Origin of the sequence: Rothia aeria (genome assembly GCF_016726365.1) — a bacterium.
In the GTDB taxonomy this organism is placed as follows: domain Bacteria; phylum Actinomycetota; class Actinomycetes; order Actinomycetales; family Micrococcaceae; genus Rothia; species Rothia aeria.
Map to the genome: position 1 here is coordinate 2,312,286 of NZ_CP068102.1, position 20,131 is coordinate 2,332,416.

Sequence of the window (20,131 nt, forward strand, 5' to 3'; positions counted from 1 at the left end):
CGGTTAGATATCCTCGCAAGACCCTTAACCGCCTGTATGTGGGTAGTGAGGATATGAACGGTTCGTACCGGGTGACTTCTATGTTTCACTGTTTTGATGCGGGTCGGAAGCTGAAGCCGGTGGAATGCCTTGGGGCATCTTCTCAGCATGGGTTTGTGATAGGAGAAGGTCGTGTTTTTTCTGTCGCCTGAGAAGAAAGATAACCGTAATAACAACGGCGATCATCACTACAGCCGCAATCACTATAAGTACGATAATAAGTACCTGAACGGTATTGTTGCCGTTGGTAAAATCATTGGCTTCTGCAGTTACCGAATCAGGGATTTCGTTATCGCTTTGCAGCCCCTGAAAGTTCCATAGCAAACTTGCGAATTGACGTCCTGCGCTACCGTAGTAGCCTTCGCCTACATGGAACCGTATAGCGAGTTCAGGGTTAGGGCTGTTACGGATATCGGTGTTGTTTTGCACATATAGTAAGTCTGCGCCTTTGTCTGTGAGGAATGCTTGGTCATTACTGGCAATACCACCGCGTTGCTGAGAAGAATCAATCACAAGCACAACAGAGGGCGTTGGGGCATGGTTATGCGAGAGGAATTCTTTGCCCCACTGCTGCGGAGTAAGAGAATCAGTGCCGTTAACAACCACCATAAAGATGCTGTATTCCTTACCGCTGGAGGCACCTTTTGCGTGTAGGTTATTAGCCCTGGCCAGTTGTTGTGTGAGTTCGTTTTTAAGCCCTGACGCAAGGTTATCAAGCGCCCCGCTTTTATCTATTACGGGACGTTTCGGATCAAGAGATGCGTTGAACACCGGTTGTGCCTGCGCCGTAGAAACGCCAAAACCAGACACGAAAAGCCCGGTACATAGTGTTATTGCCATTACTACGGCGGCTAGAGTTTTATGGGCAAGATTTCTCATACGATGCTCCAATATAAGATTATTTAGTATCTATCGGTATTTATATGATATGTGGGAACGCTGGAAAATCTGCTGCGGCACGCGGCGAAAAAACGTAAAATATAACGTGGTAGGCGCTTCCGGCATATGCCCTTAATACACCTGTGCTGCAAGGGTGTAAGAAATGAAAGGTAAACACCCTATGGTTCACAGGTAGTTCCCAGCAAACTCCGGGCGGCTTTATAGTAATTCTTCCGTTTTCGTGCAGAACGGCCTATTACTCTTGAGAAGGACAAGCGCTCGCGAACAACGACGCTACCGCGAGGCAACCCCCGCAACGGCTTCACGCTCGAAACATAAATGATAGAAACCTTACGTGACGAAAGAGGAAACACCCATGACCCAGCCCGGTTGGAACCAGAGCTATGGCAGCCAGCAAAGTGGCTATAACGGTGCGCAGTACCCGCCTCAATACAGTAACCAACAGTACGGGCAGAGCCGTGGCTATTCTCAAAACCAGCAGCAGTATGCTTACGCGCAAAACCAACCGGGTTCGGGTAATAACGCGAACGAGTACCCCAAGAATGAGCGCCCCGGTTCTGAGCCGAGTGAACCCAAAAAACACAGTACTGGTGTGGTCCTTACAGCGGCTCTATTGGCATCTCTTGTAGGCGCTGGCGTAGGCGCGGGGGTTGGGGGAGGTATTGCTGCCTCAAACAGTGGCGGATCTGGCGCCGTCAGCTCCAGCGCGTCCAAAAGTTCCGGCACTACAAGCAGCAGTAACCTGAACTCCACAGACCCGACGGTAATCACTGAAACCGCCAAAAAGGTGCTTCCCTCAACTGTGACTGTGGGCGTAAAAGTCGGCAGTGGCTCAGGCACCGGTAGCGGCGAAATTCTAGATACTAACGGGCATATCCTCACTAACAATCACGTGGTTACTGATGACTCCACAAAAGCTGATCAGGTGGAGGTGCGGCTGCACGACGGTACAGTTCGCACGGCGAAGATTGTGGGAACCGACCCGGCATCTGACCTTGCGGTCGTTAAGATTGACCCCAAGGGGCTTGAGTTAACCCCCATTACCTTCGGCGACTCATCCAAACTTGTTCCCGGTGACCAGGTGGTCGCGCTCGGTTCCCCCTATGACTACCGTGACAGTGTGACGGTTGGGGTGGTCGCCAGTGCCTCCCGCGTGACGCCCGCAGATAATAAGAAAACCGCGTATATCCCCATGATCCAAAGCGACGCCGAGATTAACCACGGCAACTCGGGTGGCCCCCTTGTGAACACCCGCGGGGAGCTGGTCGGTATTAACACACAGGGGTACCGCAGCACCGATGGTGGTGCGGCAGCCGGTATGTCGTTCTCCGTCACCTCGAACTATGCAAAACGTATCTCTGACGAGATTATTGCCAAAGGAAAAGCGTCCCACGGGTACCTGGGGGCGAGTGTGAAAACCACCGGCGCCACCACCGACAACGGCAAGTCAAAGCTGTTCGAAGGCGGTGTGGAACTCACCGATATCTCTAGCGGAAGCCCCGCTGATAAGGCCGGGCTGAAGAAGGGGGATGTGGTAGTTGAAGTAGACGGGCACCGTATTGAAGCTGACGAAGAGCTCAACGGTACTGTGCGTTCCATGGCCCCGAATACAAAAGCCACCTTTAAGGTGCAACGAGGCTCAGAAGTCAAAGAAATTCAGGTGACCCTGGGTGACTCAGACTCAAAATAGCATTAAGCCCTAACTAATGTACCGGAACGGGGTGGGATATCCGCGACAATTGCGGATATCCCACCCCGTTCTGGTACGCTCCCGCCAAGAACATGCGCCACTGGTTGTGTCGGGTTACCGGACGGAAGAGGTGCCATCGTTCCCGCTAAACGGTAGAATATAGCCAAACCTAACTAAACCCCACAAACGCGCCGCACACACATGAGGCGCAGGAGGATGAGCGTGAGCGAAAACGCATATCGCATCGCCGTACTTACCAAGTACGTGCCAGACACCCAATTTGAACAAAAACTTGACGATACCTTGCGGGTAGACCGCAGCGAATCAGTGATGAGTGAGCTTGACGAATACGCTGTAGAAGCCGCCGTGCAGATCGTCGAAGCGGAAGATACCGATGCAGCGAATTCTGCAGTTATCGCCTTTACGTTAGGCGCAGCAGATGCCTCTAAGGGGCTGCGCCGTGCGCTGCAGCTGGGTGCACACGAAGGCGTACACATTCTCGACGATGCTTTCGCAGGGGCTGATGCTCTGGCGACCTCACGCATCATAGCCGCTGCACTCTCCACCTATGAGCAGGAACACGGCACCTTCGACCTGATTCTGACGGGTATGGCATCAACCGAAGGTGAGACTTCGTTGGTGCCCGTTCAGGTGAGCGAACTTTTGGGGCGCACCGGAATCTCTCAGGTAGCGTCGCTGAGTGTTGCGGGCCGAACTGTTAGGGCACACCGGGATCTGGATACTCGCTCGCAGCATTGTGAAACTGAATTGCCCGCTTTGATTTCTGTGACCGATCAAGTGAACACTCCGCGATACCCCAACTTTAAGGCGCTGATGGCAGCAAAAAAGAAGCCTATTACGACCGTGAACGCAGCGGATATTGCGGATGAGCTTGCTAAGTTCGGCGGCAGCGCATCGACCGTTACCGTGACCGAAGCGCAGGCGCGGGAAGAACGCACCGCAGGTGAAACTATCGTGGATGAAGGCGACGGCGGCATACAGCTGGTCGAATTCTTGGCATCCCGAAACCTCATTTAACCAGTACAGGAGATAACGATGACGACTGCATACCGTGTGCTGGTTATAAGCGGCACAACGAATTTTGCGACCGAACCCAGCGGTGTGGACCGAGAACTTTTAGCGTTGGCACGACTGCGCGCCGGTATTGGACAGGGCGGAACACAGTTGGGAGTATTGACATTCGCCCAAGGCTCCGCCGATATTGCCCAGTTTTACGCTGAACAGGGTGCGGCACGTGTCTTTGCCCCAGCGCAGTCTTTGACAGATGCGTTGCCTGCTGCCCGCGTGGAACTCGCCGTACAGGCCATTACTGAGTTTGGCCCTGATGTGGTTCTTGCCCCGCATGATATTGACTCGATTGAGCTTCTGGGGCGCGTGGCCGTGCGCCTCGGGAATTCCGAGGCGGGATCTCGTCCCGTAGGCGTTGTGACGGGCGCTCATGACGTGGATGATGCGCTCAATATTCATAAGAACGTTTTGGCGGGCGAGTACGACAGCACCGTGCGGGTTGAGGGTCTGCCGCTGGTAACCCTACGCCCCAACTCGGTAGATACGGCGGCGGCACCCACTGCGGTGGGGGAGGGCGTACTCACCACCTATACTCTGCCCGGATACGACACGGTGCGCATCACCGAAATAACCGAGAAGCCTGCATCTACCCGCCCCGACCTTGAAGAAGCAGCTATTGTTGTAGCTGCTGGCCGCGGTATCGGCGGAAATTTAGCCCCCATTGAGGATCTGGCGGATGCACTCGGTGCTGCGATCGGCTCGACCCGCGCCGTCACAGACGCAGGCTGGCTGGATCACTCTACTCAGATTGGGCAAACCGGCAAGAGCGTTTCTCCCGAACTATACGTTTCCGTGGGTATTTCGGGGGCTCTCCAGCAGAAGGTCGGCATGGATACGTCAAAGACCATTGTCGCCATTAACAAGGACGCGGACGCGCCCATATTCGAGATTGCCGACTTCGGTGTCGTCGGGGATCTTTTCACTGTCATCCCGCAGGCGGTGCAGGAAATCCACAAACGGAAACAGAAATAACGCGCGTGAACCCGGCGTAAGCGGGTGGAGCTGGTGTGTGTCAGCCCCGCCCGCTAACAACGGAACGGGCTAAATTTTTCCGCCTGCAAAACCGTGCTGGCGCCATGCCTCAAACACCGCAATAGAGGCGGAATTCGCCAAGTTAAGGGAGCGGCGCCCCGGAACCATGGGGATTTTTACACGTTCCGTAATATGCTCATCCTGCTGTACTTTCTCAGGCAAACCCACCGACTCGGGACCGAACATGAACACGTCACCGGGGCGGTACGCAATATCCGCATATGAGGTAGCCGCCGTGGTCGTAAACGCGAAAACCCTCGCCGGTGCCAGTGCATCCCACGCATCCTCAAGGGTTTTATGAACCGTTACCACCGCCAAATCGTGATAATCCAGTCCCGCACGGCGCAGATGCGCATCCTCAAACGTGAAACCCAGCGGCTCCACCAAGTGCAGCTGAGCACCCGTAATAGCAGCTAAACGTATAGCATTGCCCGTATTGCCCGGGATTTCCGGCGTATAAAACAGAATCTTAAACACGCCCCTAGTGTAACGCGTGCACCCTGGCTGCTCAGCCCACGGCAAACCAGCCCCGTACCCCACGCCCAATAATGCAACGGCGGCTAGAATAGGGAAATACACAACCCACAGGAGCACCATGACCGCTAACCGCGTGTACCTCGACCACGCTGCCACCACCGATATACTGCCCGCCGCCATTGATGCGATGGTGCAGCAGATGCGCACCGGCGGCAACCCCTCATCCCTGCATGCCATCGGGCGTGAGGCTCGGGCCGCTGTCGAATACGCGCGTGAACGCATCGCCCAAGCCATCGGCTGCGACGCGGCTGAAGTGATATTCACCTCCGGCGGTACCGAAGCCGATAACCTCGCTGTCAAAGGCATGTACTGGAAACGTCACAGCGCCGATTCCGCGCGCCGTCGTATCCTCGTCTCCAGTATTGAGCACCACGCCGTTGAAGAAACCTGCGAATGGTTAGAGACACACCAGGGCGCGGTTATTGAGTGGATACCCGTTGATGCGCAAGGGCTCGTGCACCCCGACACTGTACGTGAACTCATCGCCAAAAACCCCGCGGATGTTGCACTCGTGACCGTCATGTGGGCGAACAATGAGGTGGGTACCATCCAGCCTATTGCTGAGATTGCCCAGCTTGCCGCCGAATACGGCATTCCCATGCACTCTGATGCGGTGCAGGCATTCGGTGCGGTACCCGTGAACTTCCGAGAGTCACAGGTGACAACCTTAGCCATTTCGGGGCATAAAATTGGTGGGCCTATGGGGGTGGGAGCCCTCATCGCCACCCGCTCAGCAGATATGACGCCCGTCCTGCACGGCGGAGGTCAGGAACGTTCGGTGCGTTCAGGCACCATCGACGCCCCCGCCATTGCAGGTTTTGCCGAGGCAGCCGCGCACGTCACAGAGAACCTGGCGGAAGAGACCCAACGTATCGCAACCCTACGCAACGAACTGGTACAGAGCGTCCGAGCGCTCATCCCGCAAGCACATTTGAGCGGGATAGACCCGCTGACAGAAACATCCCCCGGGCAGAAACGACTCCCCGGAAACGCACATTTCACCTTCGAAGGCGCCGAAGGGGATACCATACTATTTCTTCTCGATATGCAGGGTATTGCTGCCTCCACCGGGTCTGCCTGCAATGCGGGAGTCACCCGCCCCTCCCACGTACTATTAGCTATGGGCATGGACGAAGACACCGCCCGGGGCGCACAACGTTTCACCCTGGGTCACACCAGTACTGGCGAAGACCTCGCCCGACTACTGGCGGCCCTACCTGATGCTTACACGCAGGCGGCTAAAGCGGGGCTCTCCTCCCAACTGCCTGATGCCTCCCGATGGTACGGGTAGGCGCCCCTTGGTAGAGCCCAAGGGCGGTACCCAGTGTAGAATCAGAGTTTACGCGCCAGCCGCAACCGTAGCACGGTACACCCCCATAACACCTGAGACACCCAAACCACAGCCCGGTTACCCCGAATACCATCAGCAGAAACGCGTAAAGGATTGAACATGAAGATTTTGGCAGCTATGAGCGGTGGCGTAGACTCAGCCGTAGCCGCTGCGCGCGCCGTCGATGCAGGCCACGAGGTGGTCGGCGTTCACCTGGCGCTTTCCCGCATGCCCGGAACGCTCCGCACCGGCTCCCGTGGGTGCTGCACCCTTGAAGATTCCATGGATGCCCGTCGCGTATGCGCGCAGCTGGGCATCCCCTTCTTCGTGTGGGACTTCTCAGAACGCTTCAAAGAAGACGTGGTTGATGACTTCATCGCTGAATATGAGGCTGGACGCACCCCCAACCCGTGCATGCGGTGCAACGAAAAAATAAAATTTGCCGCCCTCCTTGAAAAAGCGGTTTCGCTAGGGTTCGACGCCGTCGTTACCGGGCACTACGCCCGAGTTATCACCAACGACGACGGCAACCGTGAACTGCACCGCGCCGCCGACTGGGCAAAAGACCAGTCCTACGTTTTGGGGGTGCTGACCCACGAGCAGCTCAAGCACGCCTGGTTCCCCCTCGCTACCACCCCCTCTAAGGCCGAGGTGCGTGAAGAAGCGGCTCGCCGCGGTTTCTCCGTCGCCAAGAAACCTGACTCCTATGACATCTGCTTCATCCCTGAAGGTGACACCCGCGCCTGGCTGGGTGAGCACATCCAGATGCGCCCCGGCCTCATTAAAGACACCTCCGGCACTGTGCTGGGGGAGCACCCCGGTGCGCAGGCATACACGGTAGGGCAGCGCAAAGGTCTCGCCCTTGGCACACCCGCCCCCGACGGCAAACCCCGTTTTGTCCTCGAAATCCGCCCCAAAACGAACGAGGTAATCGTCGGCTCCCGGGAGCTTCTGGCGGTGGATGAGATTCGCGGTATCCGAGCCACCTGGGCGGGCGTACCCGTAGCAGAAGCAGCCGAGTTTATGGGGCAAGACCCCAAGCTTGGGGCCTGCAGCGCCACATTTGAGGTGACCGCACAGGTACGCGCCCACGCCGACCCTGTGCGGGGTACCGCCCACCTGCAGTGGGTGGAAAATACCGATGAGAACACTGAAGGCCAGCTACGCCTAGAAACTGTGGTGCGCCTTAAAGATGGGCTGAGCGGGGTGGCCCCCGGGCAGACGATGGTGCTCTACCAAGGCACCCGCGTGCTTGGGCAGTCCACCATCGCCCGCGCCTACTCCCTAGCCCGTGAAGATATCCGCCAGACTGCCGCATAAAACGCGGCTGCACCGTTAGGAGCGACCATGAGCACCGCAGAATTCGACCCGAACGCCACCTCCATGGGGGAGGAAGTGGCGCCAGAGGTATACGAAGAACTATTTGCCATGCGCCGCTCCATCGACAACTTCGATGCTGCCCTTGTGCATATTCTCGCTGAACGGTTCCGCGCCACCCAGCGGGTGGGCGTCCTCAAGGCTAAACATAACCTGCCCGCCGGAGACGCCGGGCGTGAAGAAGCCCAGATCGGGCGTCTGCGTGCCATGGCCAAGGAATCCAGCCTTGACCCCGAATTTGCCGAAAAATTCTTGAACTTTATCATCTCCGAGGTGATCCGCCACCATGAGCGCATCGCCATTGAACACAACGACAAAGACCTGCCCAGCGGGGGCGGAGAGTAGTGTCGACACCGGGCCCCACCTGCCGTATCCCGCAACGAGCTGAACCACCGGCACGGTTACTGCTGCCCGGGGAGTACCGCGCCCCCGAACCCACACAAGAAAACGCCTGGGACGTTGCCAACAGCGGCCAACACACCTTCGTACAGGCCAGCGGCCTGGGGCCTTTCCCAACAGCGGATATGGTGGATGCCCTGCACCGGGTACGTGGTGAACTGGGAGATCCCCACCTGCCGTTCCTGCCCGAGCTGCCGCATCGCGGCTGGCGTGCCACCACCCTGGCACGAACTATCGCAACATTCGACGGGCTCCACGCGGAAGGGGCATCCTACGGGTGGAGACTGACGCACACCGGCACAGCAAGTCGTGAATCTGCGCTCGCTTACGCCACCTACGAGTCGGATATTAATGCGCTCGCCGATGTGGTGGGCCAAGAAAACAGCCGTGGCGGGCGCTCAAACGGTAACGCCAGCGGCGGGGAACCCATATTTAAGATTCAGCTCACTGGCGTGTATACCCTTGCCGCAAGCATTTATCTCCCCAGCGGTGAACGCGCCATTAGCGACCCCGGAGCCACCCGGGACATACACGAAAGCCTGTTCGCCGGTTTGCGCGACCGGCTGGAAACCCTGCGGCAGGCACTCGATACCCCGGATGGACGTATCGCGGTGCAGCTTAACGAGCCTGACCTGCACCGCATTATTGCCGGGTCTATCCCCACCGTGAGCGGTTTCCGGCGTATCCGCTCCATACCCGCCCCGACGGTTATGGAGGGGCTGCGGGCTTGCGCCGAGGCGATCACGGATTGTGGGGCATCACCGGTGCTTAATCTGCTGGGGAACACCCTTAATGGTTCGCATATCCCGGCCGCGACAGGGCAGAAGGGCCTCAACCTGCTGGAGCTGGCGCAAACTATCGGCGGTGAAGATACCCCTGCCGCGCTTATGATTGATCCGGATGCCGTCTCTGACACCACCATACTGGTGCCGCCGCTGAGCGACCCGCGCCGTTTTGAAATAGTCGCTGCCCTCATTGATGCTGGCGCCCGCGTGTGGCTGCCTGCTATTGGCGACACCCCGGTGCCGCATCAGGTGCGTGCATTCTGGCGTGTCTGGGGCGAGCTGGGCTTAGGCGGATCCCAGCTTGCGCATGTGGTTCTCACCGAACGGGCTGAAACAGCGGGCAACCTTTCACGGGACGTGGCAGAGGCAACCGCCGCCATGGCCCGCACCGCCGAAGCCGCTCAGGCTCTTGCCGAGCTTTCTGGCTGAAAATAGTTGTGCGAGGGGGTAAAAATCGCCTATATTGCGAAGAGGCCCCCCAATCAAGCTACGATAGATTGGTACACCAAGCACATTCGCAGGAGGAAGCCGTGACTGTTTCAACACCCACCATCCTGGTTGTTGATGATGATGATGCGCTTGCCGAGATGATCGGCATCGTACTAGCCCAGGAAGGGTATAACGCCCAGTTCTGCGAAAACGGGGCCCGCGCCTTCGAAGTGTTTATGCGGTACAGCCCCGACTTGGTGCTTCTTGATTTGATGCTCCCCGGCAAGAACGGTATTGAGGTGTGTGAACAGATTCGTGCCTCATCTAATGTGCCGATTATTATGCTCACCGCCAAGAGCGATACCGAGGACGTGGTGAAGGGCCTTGAAGCTGGCGCCGACGACTATATCGCCAAGCCCTTCAAACATATTGAGCTGCTGGCACGTATCCGTACCCGTTTGCGTCCGCGTGAGAGCCGCCAGCTGGTGGTTCGTATCGGAGACACGGTGATGGACATGGACGGGCGTACCGTCACCTACAATGGCACTGAGATCCCCATGACGCCGCTTGAGTTCGATCTGTTGGCTGCGCTGGTGCGCCGCCCCGGTCAGGCGCTGTCCCGCCAGGAGCTGCTGGAGATTGTGTGGGGCTACAGCGATGTGAGCGACTCTTTGGTGAACGTGCATGTGCAGCGTCTGCGCGCTAAGTTCTCTGAACTGGGAGCGCAGCAGGTGATTCAGACCGTGCGCGGGGTGGGGTATAAGGTTCCTCTCGATAGCGTCGGGTCGGTTTCAACCACCTCATCTTTGCCGACTGTACCGGCGGCGGGGTCGCCCCAGGCTGGAAGTAACCAGTAGAGATGAGCGTCTACACCACGAACGCCGAAGCGCCCCCGCATCAACCGCAGGGGAACACCGGCGAGGCTGCGTCGTTACCTTACGAGCAGCAGCATACCGGTGAGAAGAAGAAAAAGAAACGGCGGCGAGTCTCACCGATACGGGCCATGCGTAACCTGTGGGAACGGTCCCTGCAGTTTCGCAGCCTCAGCAGTGCGGGCATCCTCATGATTATGGCGTTTATTCTGGTGGGTTCCTCCCTGTCGAACCAGATCGCAACTTCTCTTTTTGAAAATAAGAAAACCCAGGCTCTTGAGGAGTCTAATAAGGGTTTTGTGAATGTGCAGAGTGTGCTGGATTCTTCAGAGGCCCGCAGCGATAGCGAGATTAACCGCGATGTGCGCCGCTACCTGCCCCTGATGGACGCTGGCGGCGACGATAAACGTCAGTGGATTCTGCTGCCGCTCAACGGCCAGACAAAACGTGGTTTCGTGCCGGAACAAAGTAGCGATAGCGCGTTGACTTCATCGGCAATTCCGGCCTCGCTGCGGGACACGGTGCGGGATAATCAGGGTATTTACTGGCAGACTGAGAATGTGACGGTGGGGGACCAGACCTACCCGGCACTGATTGTGGGAACCAGTATTACCATTCCGCAGAACCCTAATTATGGGTTGTTTGCCGTGTATGATCTGCGGGATTCGGCGAACACGATTACCCACATTAATTTCGTATTGAGCATCGGCTTTATTGCGTTGTTGCTGGTGGTGCTGAGCATTGTGTGGGTTGTGACCCGCATGGTGGTGCGCCCCATTACCCAGACCGCGATTACCTCGGAGAAACTTGCCGCTGGGGATCTTGACCAGCGGGTGAGTGTTGACGGTAAACACCAGGCGGCTCGATTAGGTATTTCGTTTAATAAGATGGCCGATAGTTTGCAGCAGCAGATTGTGCAGCTTGAGCGGCTATCGACTTTGCAGCAGCGGTTTGTGTCAGACGTTTCTCATGAGCTGCGCACCCCACTGTCTACCGTGAAGCTAAGTACCGAGCTGCTGTATGATGGGCGGGAGAATTTCACGCCCGTGCAGAGCCGAAGTGTGGAGCTGCTGCATAATCAGGTGGGACGGTTCCAGGATTTGTTGGCTGACCTGCTCGAAATTTCCCGGTTTGATGCCGGTAGCGCCCTGCCGAATATCGATACGCATGACTTTATGCGTATTCTGGTGGATGTGCTTGAGGAGGCCCTGCCGCACCTTGAACGCACGGGCACTAAACTTAATATTCACACTAGTCAACAGCAGATTATGGTGGATGTGGACCGGGTGCGTATTGAGCGTGTGCTCCGCAACCTGCTGTTTAACGCTATTGAGCACGGCGAGTCGAAGCCCATTGACGTATATATTGCCACCAGCGAGACGGCGTTGGGCGTCACCGTCCGTGACCATGGTATTGGTTTGAGCGATGAAGAGGCGACGCAGGTATTTAACCGTTTCTGGCGTGCCGATACTTCCCGGAAACGTACCCTGGGCGGTACGGGCTTGGGCCTGTCGATCACTGCCGAAGATGTGCGCCTGCACAGCGGCACCATTGAGGCGTGGGGTATTAAGGGCCGTGGTGCGAGTTTCCGGCTGACCCTGCCGCTGGTGCACGGGCAGCAGATGGGGCCCTCCCCGGTGCTTCTGACCGGTGAGCCCGAGTACATGCCTGTTAGGGGCGCGATGGCAGGAAATACGTTACCTGCTGCTTCTCGCCCTGCTGCGGAGGAATCCGAACAACCTTTTAACCCGCCTGTTCAGTGAGTGATGGAGTGCCCTGAATGAATCAACAGAACATTTCTGCCGTCACCGGCATTGTCTCCAGCTCAACTAGCCGTCGTCGTTTCCTGGGAGTGGGTGCTGCTGCGGCGGCTACCGTGCTTCTGGGCGCCTGCGCGGGTATCCCAACCTCTAAAAACGTGCACCGGTACAGCGATAAGCTGGAGGTGCGGGAAAATAAGAACCAAGCGATTCATGCGGTCGGACCGCAGGAAGACGCACCCCCGGAGGCCATTATTGAAGGGTTTATTCACGCCGGGGTGGATAGCGCCGATAACTATGCGGTTGCGCGGCAGTTTCTGACCTCAGACTTTAAAGGCAAGTGGAACCCGACTACAACGACCAGGGTGTACCGTAATACCGCCCAGGTGAGCGCTGATGAGTCGTCTTCAGGGGTGTATCGAGCACGTTTTCAGCAGACTACTTTGGTGAGTGAACAGGGCCTGACCAGTAGCTTTGCTGAGACACTAGAAACTTTTGATTTTAAGCTCCGTCAGATTGAGGGGCAGTGGCGTATTGAAGCCTGCCCCGACGGGTTATGGCTTGATAGCGTTGAATTTGACCGGGTGTTCAGCCCCTACCGCCTGTATTTTTATAATTCAATGTACACCCATGCAGTACCCGATATCCGCTGGTTCGCGCACCGTGATGGGCAGTTGGGGATTCTGCTGCAGACGGTAATGGGTGGGCCCGCATCGTATTTGAAGGAGGTAACGGCTTCCACCCTCGTGGAGGGCATGAGTTTGGAGCGTGCTGAAGTTTCTGACCGGGACGCAAAAATACACATTAACGGCCCGGTGCTCAATGCTGTTACCCGTGCCCGGCTGCGCCAGCAGGTGGGGTATGTACTGAGCAATTTCTCGTCTGTTAATAAGTTTGAGCTAACCTATAACGGATCGGTGGTGAGCGAGGACGCCCCAACTGGTTTTCAGGAGGCCCCCATGAGCCCTGAGATCAGTAAGCGTGTTGTGGGTCTTGAAGATGGGAAGCTGGTAATCCGTGAGGATTATCTGAGCCAGCAGCCAGAGACAACTGGTACTGAGTCGGTGACTGATGCCTCGGACCCTGCGATTAACTATGATGGTACGGCGCTCGCTTGTCTGGGGGATACAGGCCGCAGCCTGTATTTCTTCTCGGGCGGTAAGGGGCAGTACCTGGTGAAAAATAAGAAGATGACTGCCCCCAGTTTCGATTCGTTTGGCTGGTTGTGGGTGGCTGAAAGTGACGGGGCTGTACGGGCTTATAACGCAGCGTCAACGAATGAGAAGGAGCGATCTAAGGGCATTGAGATTCCGGTATCATGGCGGAGCGGGATGACCTTTAGCAGCTTGCGGGTCTCGCACGATGGTGCCCGCGTGGTGGTGGTTGGTACTCGTGATGGTACGGCGGCTGTGGTGATGTCGGGTGTTGTCCGTGACAGTTCGGGAACCCCGAAAGGCTTTACGGAGCCGGTGCGGGTGACCTCATCAATTACTCCGCGTACAGCCGTGTGGGCCGGTGAGCAGAATCTTGTGGTGGTCAACGATAAAACTGGGGAGTCTGAGGTGACGACTCTCAGCGGTGAAGAGACAAAATTTGATCGCCTCGACGGGGTGAAATCGGTCTCGGCTGCTGGGAATACCAGCAATATGCTGGCGCATCGCTCTGACGGGTCATGCTATGTGCTGGAGGAGCGCGGTTGGAACCGTCTGAATACGTCTACACGTGAGATGTCATTCGCGGGGTAAACCGTGAGCCAGAGTGTGGGTGGTAGCGGGACGCCCCAACGTAAAAGGGCGAATGCGGCAACGGGAGCGTTGAACAGCGCCTACGCCCTGTGGGAGTTGCTTTTTCCTGCGACCTGCGCCTGTTGCGGTGTTGGGGGCACAGCTCTTCTGCGGAGAGGCGATGCTTTGAAGCAGCCGCAGAAAGCGGGGGTTGTGCCACAGCGCAGCGGGCTGTGTACTGACTGTTCGTCTCGTGTGCAGGAGCGGCTTGCGCAGCCGTATCAGCCGTTGGTGCAGTATCGGCTCCCACCTGTCCTGACGGCAGGTAGTTATGAGGCTGAGGTGACGCGCACTATCTTGGCGTTTAAGAACGCTGGTCGGCTTGATACTCTTGCAGAGTTGGGCGAACCGTTGGCGGCAGTAGTGGAGGCGCACCTTTGGGCTGCTTATCGTACCGGGCTGATAGCTCCAGGGGATACACTGCACTTGGTTCCTGCCCCGTCGTCGCCTGCGAGCGTGCGTCGCCGCGGTTATTCTCCGGCGCGGGAGTTAGCGGATGAGGCGGCTCGCCGGGTCCGGGATCGGCCTCTGGCGCGTCGTTTGGGGGTGCGGGTGTCGGTTGCCCCGGTGCTGCGGGTGCGCGCTTCATGGGCTTCTTTCGCTGGTGCTGGTTCTGCGGGTGGGCAGAAGGGACTGAGCGCTTCAGAGCGTGCTCGTCGAATGCGGGGAATGATGCGTGTCTCGGGTACGGCCCCTGCAGGAATGCTGTGTTTGGTGTGTGATGATGTGTTGACTACTGGGGCCACTGCTGTCGAGGCGGTACGCGCGTTACGCCAGGCGGGTATACTCCCGTTGGGGGTGGCTACGCTTGCCTCTGTACCCTTGAAAACACAGGGTGATGAGCTAGTCACATAGCCTAACCTGAGCGGTACGTGTGAGTTTTTTCTTTCTCTAAAATATTCGGTGGTGTCCGGTGACATGCACCATAAATCTGTACTAAAATGGGGGCAAGGAACCTCAAAGACGGGTTCCCGGTGCCGAACCCAACCGGGTGCGGTACAAAGCCCCCAAACCGGAGGGAAAGTATCGTGGAAGTCAACATCTACGGACGCAACATCAAAGTTTCGGAACGTCTGCACGATTATGTCGAAGACAAGGTGCAAAAGTTCGAAAAGCTCGGTGATAATGTCAGCGATATTGACGTAAAGTTCACCAAGGATGGCCATCTCGGCGGCAATGTTATTCGTGTTGAAATTACTGTGATTGGGCGCGGTCCGGTGCTTCGCGCTGAGTCTCAAGGTCCCGATAAGTTCGCGGTCTTCGATGAAACCTACGGCAAGCTTTTGGAGCGTCTGCGTCGTGCACGGGATCGTCGTAAGCTTCGTAAGCACGGCGGCAAGCATCCTGTATCCGTTGCGGATGCTACTGGCTCGATACCGGTGGTGGGTAAGACCGCTATTACCGAGATCCTGCTTCCGGATGTTCCTGTTGAAGAGGCGGCTTTCGACACAACCGAGGTGACGCTCAGTGATGAGGCAGCTTCACCCCTTGAGATCCGTCATAAGAGCTTCCCGGGCGAGCGTCTGAGCCCGGCGGAGGCTGTGGATCATATGGAATTGGTGGGTCACGACTTCTACCTTTACATTGACAAGGAGACCGGAGCCCCGGCAGCGGCATACCGCCGTAAGGGTTGGAGCTACGGCATTATTACCCTGACCGATGAGTAAGCAGGGGTTTTAGAGTTCGTTGCGCTCGGGGCGGGTTTTCCCACCCCGAGCCTTTTTCTATGGTGCGGGTAACATCCAGTGTGGGATTTCGTGCGCTCTACGAATAATATTGACGTAGAATCCGTCATTTAGGTGGCTCTGCCCTACAATAGTTAGGAAAGCCTCAACCGGGGTTCGCTTTGGCGTGCCCGTTGGGGAGTACGTGATGATTACAAGGAGCAATGGGCAGTGGCATCTTTCCTGGAGAAAATCCTCCGCACCGGCGACAAGAAGATTCTGAAGCAATTGGAGGAGTACACCAAGGCGGTGAACTCACTTGAAGATAGCTTCGCTTCACTTACTGATGCCGAGCTACGCGCCGAAACCGATAGTTTCCGAGAGCGCCTAGAAGACGGTGAGTCTCTCGATATTCTGCTGCCGGAGGCTTTCGCTGTGGTGCGTGAAGCATCCAAACGTACCCTTGGTAAACGCCACTACGATGTTCAGATTATGGGTGGCGCCGCCCTGCACCTGGGGAATATTGCCGAGATGAAGACCGGTGAGGGGAAGACTCTTGTGGCGACCCTTCCCGCATATCTGAACGCTCTTTCAGGTAAGGGCGTGCACGTGGTGACGGTGAACGACTATCTTGCGGAGTACCAGGCAAACCTGATGGGCCGCGTGTACCGCTTCTTGGGCATGGAGTCCGGGGTTATTCTTTCTTCAATGGATTCTGAGGAGCGTCGTAAACAGTACGAGGCTGATATCACCTACGGCACGAACAACGAGTTCGGGTTCGACTATCTGCGCGATAATATGGCCTGGACGGCTGAGGAGCAGGTGCAGCGTGGGCATAACTTCGCGATTGTTGATGAGGTCGATTCGATCCTGATTGATGAGGCGCGTACCCCACTTATTATCTCCGGTCCGGCTGCGGGGGAAGCGAACCGATGGTACGCCGAGTTTGCCCGCATCGCTAAGACTACCCTGAAGAAGGGCGAAGACTATGAGGTGGACGAGAAGAAACGCACCGTCGGCATCCTTGAATCGGGTATTGATAAGGTTGAGGATCACCTAGGCGTGAAGAACCTGTACGAGTCGAAGAATACCCCGCTGATTGGTTTCTTGAATAACTCAATTAAGGCAAAAGAGCTGTTCACCAACGATAAGGACTATGTGGTGGTGGACGGTGAGGTGCTGATCGTGGATGAGCACACCGGCCGTATCCTGCCGGGCCGCCGTTATAACGACGGTATCCACCAGGCGATTGAGGCCAAAGAGGGCGTCGAGATTAAGCCCGAGAACCAGACAATGGCCACGGTGACCCTGCAGAACTACTTCCGCATGTACGATAAGCTCGCAGGCATGACCGGTACCGCAGAGACTGAGGCCGCCGAGTTCATGAGTACCTACGAACTGGGCGTGGTTGCTATCCCCACTAATAAGGGTGTGCACCGTATCGATAACCCGGATAAGGTGTACAAGGATGAGGTCGCCAAGTTCAACGCCGTGGTGCGGGACATTAAAGAGCGTCATAAGAAGGGCCAGCCAGTACTGGTGGGTACCACCAGTGTTGAGAAGTCGGAGTACCTCTCACGCCAGCTGTCGAAAGAAGGCGTGCGTCATGAGGTGCTGAACGCGAAAAATAATGAGCGCGAGGCGCATATCGTGGCACAGGCGGGCCGTAAGGGCGCGGTGACTGTGGCAACTAATATGGCCGGGCGTGGTACCGATATTATGCTTGGCGGCAACCCCGAGTTCGAGGCCGTTGAGAAGATGAGTCAGCTTGGGCTGGATCCGAACACAAACTCTGAGGCTTATGAGGCCCGCTGGCCGCAGGTGCTTGAAGAGTGCGAGCGGGCGGCTAAGAAAGAACATGATGAGGTGAAGAAGCTCGGCGGCTTGTATGTGCTGGGTACTGAGCGGCATGAATCCCGTCGTATCGACAACCAGCTACGCGGCCGTTCGGGCCGTCAGGGAGATCCGGGCGAGTCCCGTTTCTACCTGTCTTTGGCGGATGATCTGATGCGTCTGTTTAATACGACTGCGGCTACGCGCCTTATGTCTATGGCACCCGACGATTCGTCAATCGATTCAAAGATGGTTTCTCGCGCTATTGCTAATGCGCAGGCGAATGTTGAGGGCCGTAACGCTGAGCAGCGTAAGAACGTGCTCAAGTATGATGATGTGCTTAACCGCCAGCGTGAGGCTATTTATAAAGACCGCGCGCAGATTCTGCACGGGGATGATTTGAAGGATCAGATTTACGGGTTCATTGATGAGGTAATTACCAGTGCCATTGATGCCCGTGTTGCCGAGGGGCACGCGGAAGACTGGGACTTTGAGGATCTGTGGGATGCACTGAAGACCATTTACCCCGTTAGCCTGACTGTGGATGATATCGCTGAGGAAGCGGGGGACCGCACCCAGATCACCCGTGACCTGCTGGTGGAAGAAATCCTATCCGATGCTCACGTGACCTATTCGGAGCGTGAGGAGAGCGTTGGGGCAGAAGCGATGCGTGAAATTGAGCGCCGCGTGATGCTTTCGGTGATCGGCGAACGTTGGCCCGAGCATCTGTACGAGATGGATTACCTGAAGGAAGGTATCGGGCTGCGCGCAATGGCCCAGCGTGACCCGCTGGTTGAATACCAGCGTGAAGGGTACGGTATGTATGAGGATATGCTGGGGGCCATCCGTGAGGAGACCGTCACTTATTTGTTCAATCTAGACTTGTCCAAGCAGCGCACTCAGGCTTCTGCCGTGCAGCTGCAGACCCCAAGCCGCCCGAAGTTCTTGCAGTATTCAGCACCTAGCGAGGATGGCGGCACGAGCGTTCGCGTGGTGAATAAAAAGTCGTAAGCTGAGTGCACCGCAACCTCCAAAGGGCTCCCGGAAAGGTATATCTTTCTGGGAGCCCTTTGGAGGTTTTCTAGCGGTATTCGACAGTGGTGATATGCCAGGTTGAATAGCGTTCGATAACGCGCATTGCCATGGCACGCACTTTCACCCCGTCGTGCACTACAAGGGTGACCTCGTAGCCGCCTTTGGCATTATCAACTTTCTGTGCGCGGGAGCGCAGCACGCGGGGTGTTGCGGTTCGTCGAGTCTGTGACCTCTGAGAGCGTATTGTCTGCCCGAGGGCCTGCAGCTCTGCGCAGCAGCTGGGGGAAAACCATTTACGGAATTGTTCAAGGGTGCGGTGCCCTGCGAGCATTTCAACAATCCCCAGGCACAGGCCCGAACAGAGTATCTCCACCGAGCGGGCTGCGGAATCTGAACGTTTGAGTGGGCGCCCAGTTCGCCGGGGTTTGCGGATTTTAACCCGTGCTGGCCGGTTGGCATCTGGGGTACCCATAATTTCTTGGGCATAGTCGGTGATAGGCAACAGGGTAAAGCCGCTGGGAGCATAACGCAGGTTTGTGTGCGTGCTGGCCGTTGCATGGTGGTCTGCTGGGATGAGCGGGTTGTGTTCTGCATCGATCTTTTTGGCAGCGTGCATCTGTACCGCACGTGGTTTTTTCTCGGGCTGGATGGGTTGCCCAGCGGCCTGCCGATGACGGTCGTGGTGGAAGTTAGCGTAGAGAGTGCTCATTGGTTGTCTCCTTATCGGTGCAAAACATGCGTTCTGTTATTAGTTTTATGAGGGCAATAGAATTCGCTGTCCTGGAAGAACTAAGTCTGGGTTATCCCCGATGGTGCTGCGATTATTTTGGTGTATACGTACTGTGTACTCTAGTATGGTTGCGTTTGATGCATTAGGGCCTAGGATGCGTTGTGCAATATTCCACAAGCAATCTCCGCGAACCACCACGTATTCACTGCCTTGCTGAGCTGATGCTGGCTGTACATGTGGTGTTCCTGTTCCGCCACCAAAGAATGGGCTGAGTGTTGGGCCGGTTTGCTGCTTGGTGGGCGGGTAGAAGGGGGTGAGCTCCGTTCTCTCCGCCGTAGTGTTTACTGTGGCTGTGGTGGTGGCTGGCGTTCCGACGAGGGCTGGGGCGGATACGCTGACTGGTGCAGATTGGGGAGATAGGCTTGACGTCTCCGTTTGTTGGGTGGCCTGGGCTGGGGAAAGCACGGCTCCTAGCCCAAGGGAAATACCGCCCAGGGTAAGCACTGCATTGCGCATAAAACGGGGGAGTAGTAGTGTTCCGCGTTCATCACGATTAACTATCTGGGTAAGTCCCGAACGAATGCGGTACAGGTAGCGTATAGCGAATGCGCAACTGAGGAGCCACCATCCAAGTACGGCAAGTGCCGCAATAAATGTGCAGTACAGGGCAGCACTGGCAATATTTTGGGTGGTAAAAAGTGTGCTGGTGAAGAGAGAGGACGCTCCGGTGCATACGGCAAGTACAGGGATGGACACGCTAAGAATAACCTCTGCATCAACCTTTGTGTGCTTTTGTATCACGATTATCCTCCAATCATGTTGTTTGATGCTTTTTGATTCTATAAC

At 56.6% G+C, this 20,131-nt stretch carries 16 protein-coding genes; 13 read left to right on the forward strand and 3 right to left on the reverse strand.

The features are described 5' to 3' along the window. Window positions 1–78: 78 nt before the first annotated feature. Window positions 79–918: a hypothetical protein gene (locus tag I6I94_RS10180; RefSeq protein ID WP_128087957.1), complete on the reverse strand. Its 840-nt coding sequence runs from the start codon at window positions 916–918 to the stop codon at window positions 79–81. 355 nt (window positions 919–1,273) lie between these two features. Between I6I94_RS10180 and I6I94_RS10185 the strand changes: the two genes are divergently transcribed. The 3 genes from I6I94_RS10185 (at window position 1,274) to I6I94_RS10195 (ending at window position 4,690) form a co-directional block, all read left to right on the forward strand. Further along, entirely contained in the window at window positions 1,274–2,629 is a 1,356-nt protein-coding gene (locus I6I94_RS10185; protein WP_236588862.1) for a S1C family serine protease, read from the forward strand. Window positions 2,630–2,845: 216 nt separating this feature from the next. Beyond that, window positions 2,846–3,667 carry an electron transfer flavoprotein subunit beta/FixA family protein gene (locus I6I94_RS10190; RefSeq protein WP_128087956.1) on the forward strand — a complete coding sequence of 274 codons (822 nt, stop codon included), beginning with the start codon at window positions 2,846–2,848 and terminating at the stop codon, window positions 3,665–3,667. An 18-nt stretch (window positions 3,668–3,685) separates the two neighbouring features. Beyond that, window positions 3,686–4,690 (forward strand): electron transfer flavoprotein subunit alpha/FixB family protein, encoded by a 1,005-nt coding sequence (locus tag I6I94_RS10195; protein ID WP_128087955.1) that lies wholly within the window; start codon window positions 3,686–3,688, stop codon window positions 4,688–4,690. A 69-nt stretch (window positions 4,691–4,759) separates the two neighbouring features. Here I6I94_RS10195 and I6I94_RS10200 read toward each other — a convergent pair whose 3' ends face one another. After that, entirely contained in the window at window positions 4,760–5,227 is a 468-nt protein-coding gene (locus I6I94_RS10200; RefSeq protein ID WP_037286354.1) for a tRNA (cytidine(34)-2'-O)-methyltransferase, read from the reverse strand. 118 nt (window positions 5,228–5,345) lie between these two features. Between I6I94_RS10200 and I6I94_RS10205 the strand changes: the two genes are divergently transcribed. The 10 genes from I6I94_RS10205 to secA all read left to right on the forward strand — a co-directional run bounded on the left by I6I94_RS10205 (window position 5,346) and on the right by secA (window position 18,531). Beyond that, entirely contained in the window at window positions 5,346–6,578 is a 1,233-nt protein-coding gene (locus tag I6I94_RS10205; RefSeq protein WP_126853189.1) for a cysteine desulfurase family protein, read from the forward strand. Between the two features lie 159 nt (window positions 6,579–6,737). Beyond that, window positions 6,738–7,937 (forward strand): tRNA 2-thiouridine(34) synthase MnmA, encoded by a 1,200-nt coding sequence (gene mnmA, locus I6I94_RS10210; protein WP_128087954.1) that lies wholly within the window; start codon window positions 6,738–6,740, stop codon window positions 7,935–7,937. Window positions 7,938–7,964: 27 nt separating this feature from the next. Continuing rightward, the gene (locus tag I6I94_RS10215; RefSeq protein WP_006889175.1) at window positions 7,965–8,339 is read left to right on the forward strand and encodes a chorismate mutase; all 375 of its coding nucleotides are present in this window, start codon (window positions 7,965–7,967) and stop codon (window positions 8,337–8,339) included. After that, window positions 8,339–9,607 carry a uroporphyrinogen decarboxylase/cobalamine-independent methonine synthase family protein gene (locus I6I94_RS10220; RefSeq protein ID WP_236588863.1) on the forward strand — a complete coding sequence of 423 codons (1,269 nt, stop codon included), beginning with the start codon at window positions 8,339–8,341 and terminating at the stop codon, window positions 9,605–9,607. The genes I6I94_RS10215 and I6I94_RS10220 overlap by 1 nt, the downstream gene beginning before the upstream one ends. 158 nt (window positions 9,608–9,765) lie before the next feature. Beyond that, window positions 9,766–10,464, forward strand: coding sequence for an MtrAB system response regulator MtrA (gene mtrA, locus I6I94_RS10225; RefSeq protein WP_269471249.1), 699 nt, complete (start codon window positions 9,766–9,768; stop codon window positions 10,462–10,464). A gap of 2 nt (window positions 10,465–10,466) precedes the next feature. Continuing rightward, window positions 10,467–12,242: an MtrAB system histidine kinase MtrB gene (mtrB, locus tag I6I94_RS10230; RefSeq protein ID WP_128087953.1), complete on the forward strand. Its 1,776-nt coding sequence runs from the start codon at window positions 10,467–10,469 to the stop codon at window positions 12,240–12,242. A gap of 17 nt (window positions 12,243–12,259) precedes the next feature. Next, window positions 12,260–13,984, forward strand: coding sequence for an LpqB family beta-propeller domain-containing protein (locus I6I94_RS10235; RefSeq protein WP_201620670.1), 1,725 nt, complete (start codon window positions 12,260–12,262; stop codon window positions 13,982–13,984). 192 nt (window positions 13,985–14,176) lie between these two features. Further along, window positions 14,177–14,878, forward strand: coding sequence for a ComF family protein (locus I6I94_RS10240; protein WP_201620671.1), 702 nt, complete (start codon window positions 14,177–14,179; stop codon window positions 14,876–14,878). Window positions 14,879–15,051: 173 nt separating this feature from the next. Next, complete coding sequence (gene hpf / locus I6I94_RS10245) at window positions 15,052–15,690, forward strand: ribosome hibernation-promoting factor, HPF/YfiA family (protein WP_006889156.1); 639 nt, start codon at window positions 15,052–15,054, stop codon at window positions 15,688–15,690. A 228-nt stretch (window positions 15,691–15,918) separates the two neighbouring features. Continuing rightward, on the forward strand, window positions 15,919–18,531 hold the full coding sequence (secA, locus tag I6I94_RS10250; protein ID WP_128087951.1) for a preprotein translocase subunit SecA: 2,613 nt from the start codon (window positions 15,919–15,921) through the stop codon (window positions 18,529–18,531). Window positions 18,532–18,601: 70 nt separating this feature from the next. Here secA and I6I94_RS10255 read toward each other — a convergent pair whose 3' ends face one another. Next, the gene (locus I6I94_RS10255) at window positions 18,602–19,264 is read right to left on the reverse strand and encodes an Rv3235 family protein (RefSeq protein ID WP_201620672.1); all 663 of its coding nucleotides are present in this window, start codon (window positions 19,262–19,264) and stop codon (window positions 18,602–18,604) included. Window positions 19,265–20,131: the final 867 nt, after the last annotated feature.

What these genes read in the sequence shown, in the direction of transcription:
- I6I94_RS10180 (WP_128087957.1), bottom strand. Translation starts at nt 918, where the DNA reads ATGAGAAATCTTGCCCATAAAACTCTAGCCGCCGTAGTAATGGCAATA.
- I6I94_RS10190 (WP_128087956.1), top strand. Translation starts at nt 2,846, where the DNA reads ATGAGCGTGAGCGAAAACGCATATCGCATCGCCGTACTTACCAAGTAC.
- I6I94_RS10195 (WP_128087955.1), top strand. Translation starts at nt 3,686, where the DNA reads ATGACGACTGCATACCGTGTGCTGGTTATAAGCGGCACAACGAATTTT.
- I6I94_RS10205 (WP_126853189.1), top strand. Translation starts at nt 5,346, where the DNA reads ATGACCGCTAACCGCGTGTACCTCGACCACGCTGCCACCACCGATATA.
- mnmA (WP_128087954.1), top strand. Translation starts at nt 6,738, where the DNA reads ATGAAGATTTTGGCAGCTATGAGCGGTGGCGTAGACTCAGCCGTAGCC.
- I6I94_RS10215 (WP_006889175.1), top strand. Translation starts at nt 7,965, where the DNA reads ATGAGCACCGCAGAATTCGACCCGAACGCCACCTCCATGGGGGAGGAA.
- mtrA (WP_269471249.1), top strand. Translation starts at nt 9,766, where the DNA reads ATGATCGGCATCGTACTAGCCCAGGAAGGGTATAACGCCCAGTTCTGC.
- mtrB (WP_128087953.1), top strand. Translation starts at nt 10,467, where the DNA reads ATGAGCGTCTACACCACGAACGCCGAAGCGCCCCCGCATCAACCGCAG.
- I6I94_RS10235 (WP_201620670.1), top strand. Translation starts at nt 12,260, where the DNA reads ATGAATCAACAGAACATTTCTGCCGTCACCGGCATTGTCTCCAGCTCA.
- I6I94_RS10255 (WP_201620672.1), bottom strand. Translation starts at nt 19,264, where the DNA reads ATGAGCACTCTCTACGCTAACTTCCACCACGACCGTCATCGGCAGGCC.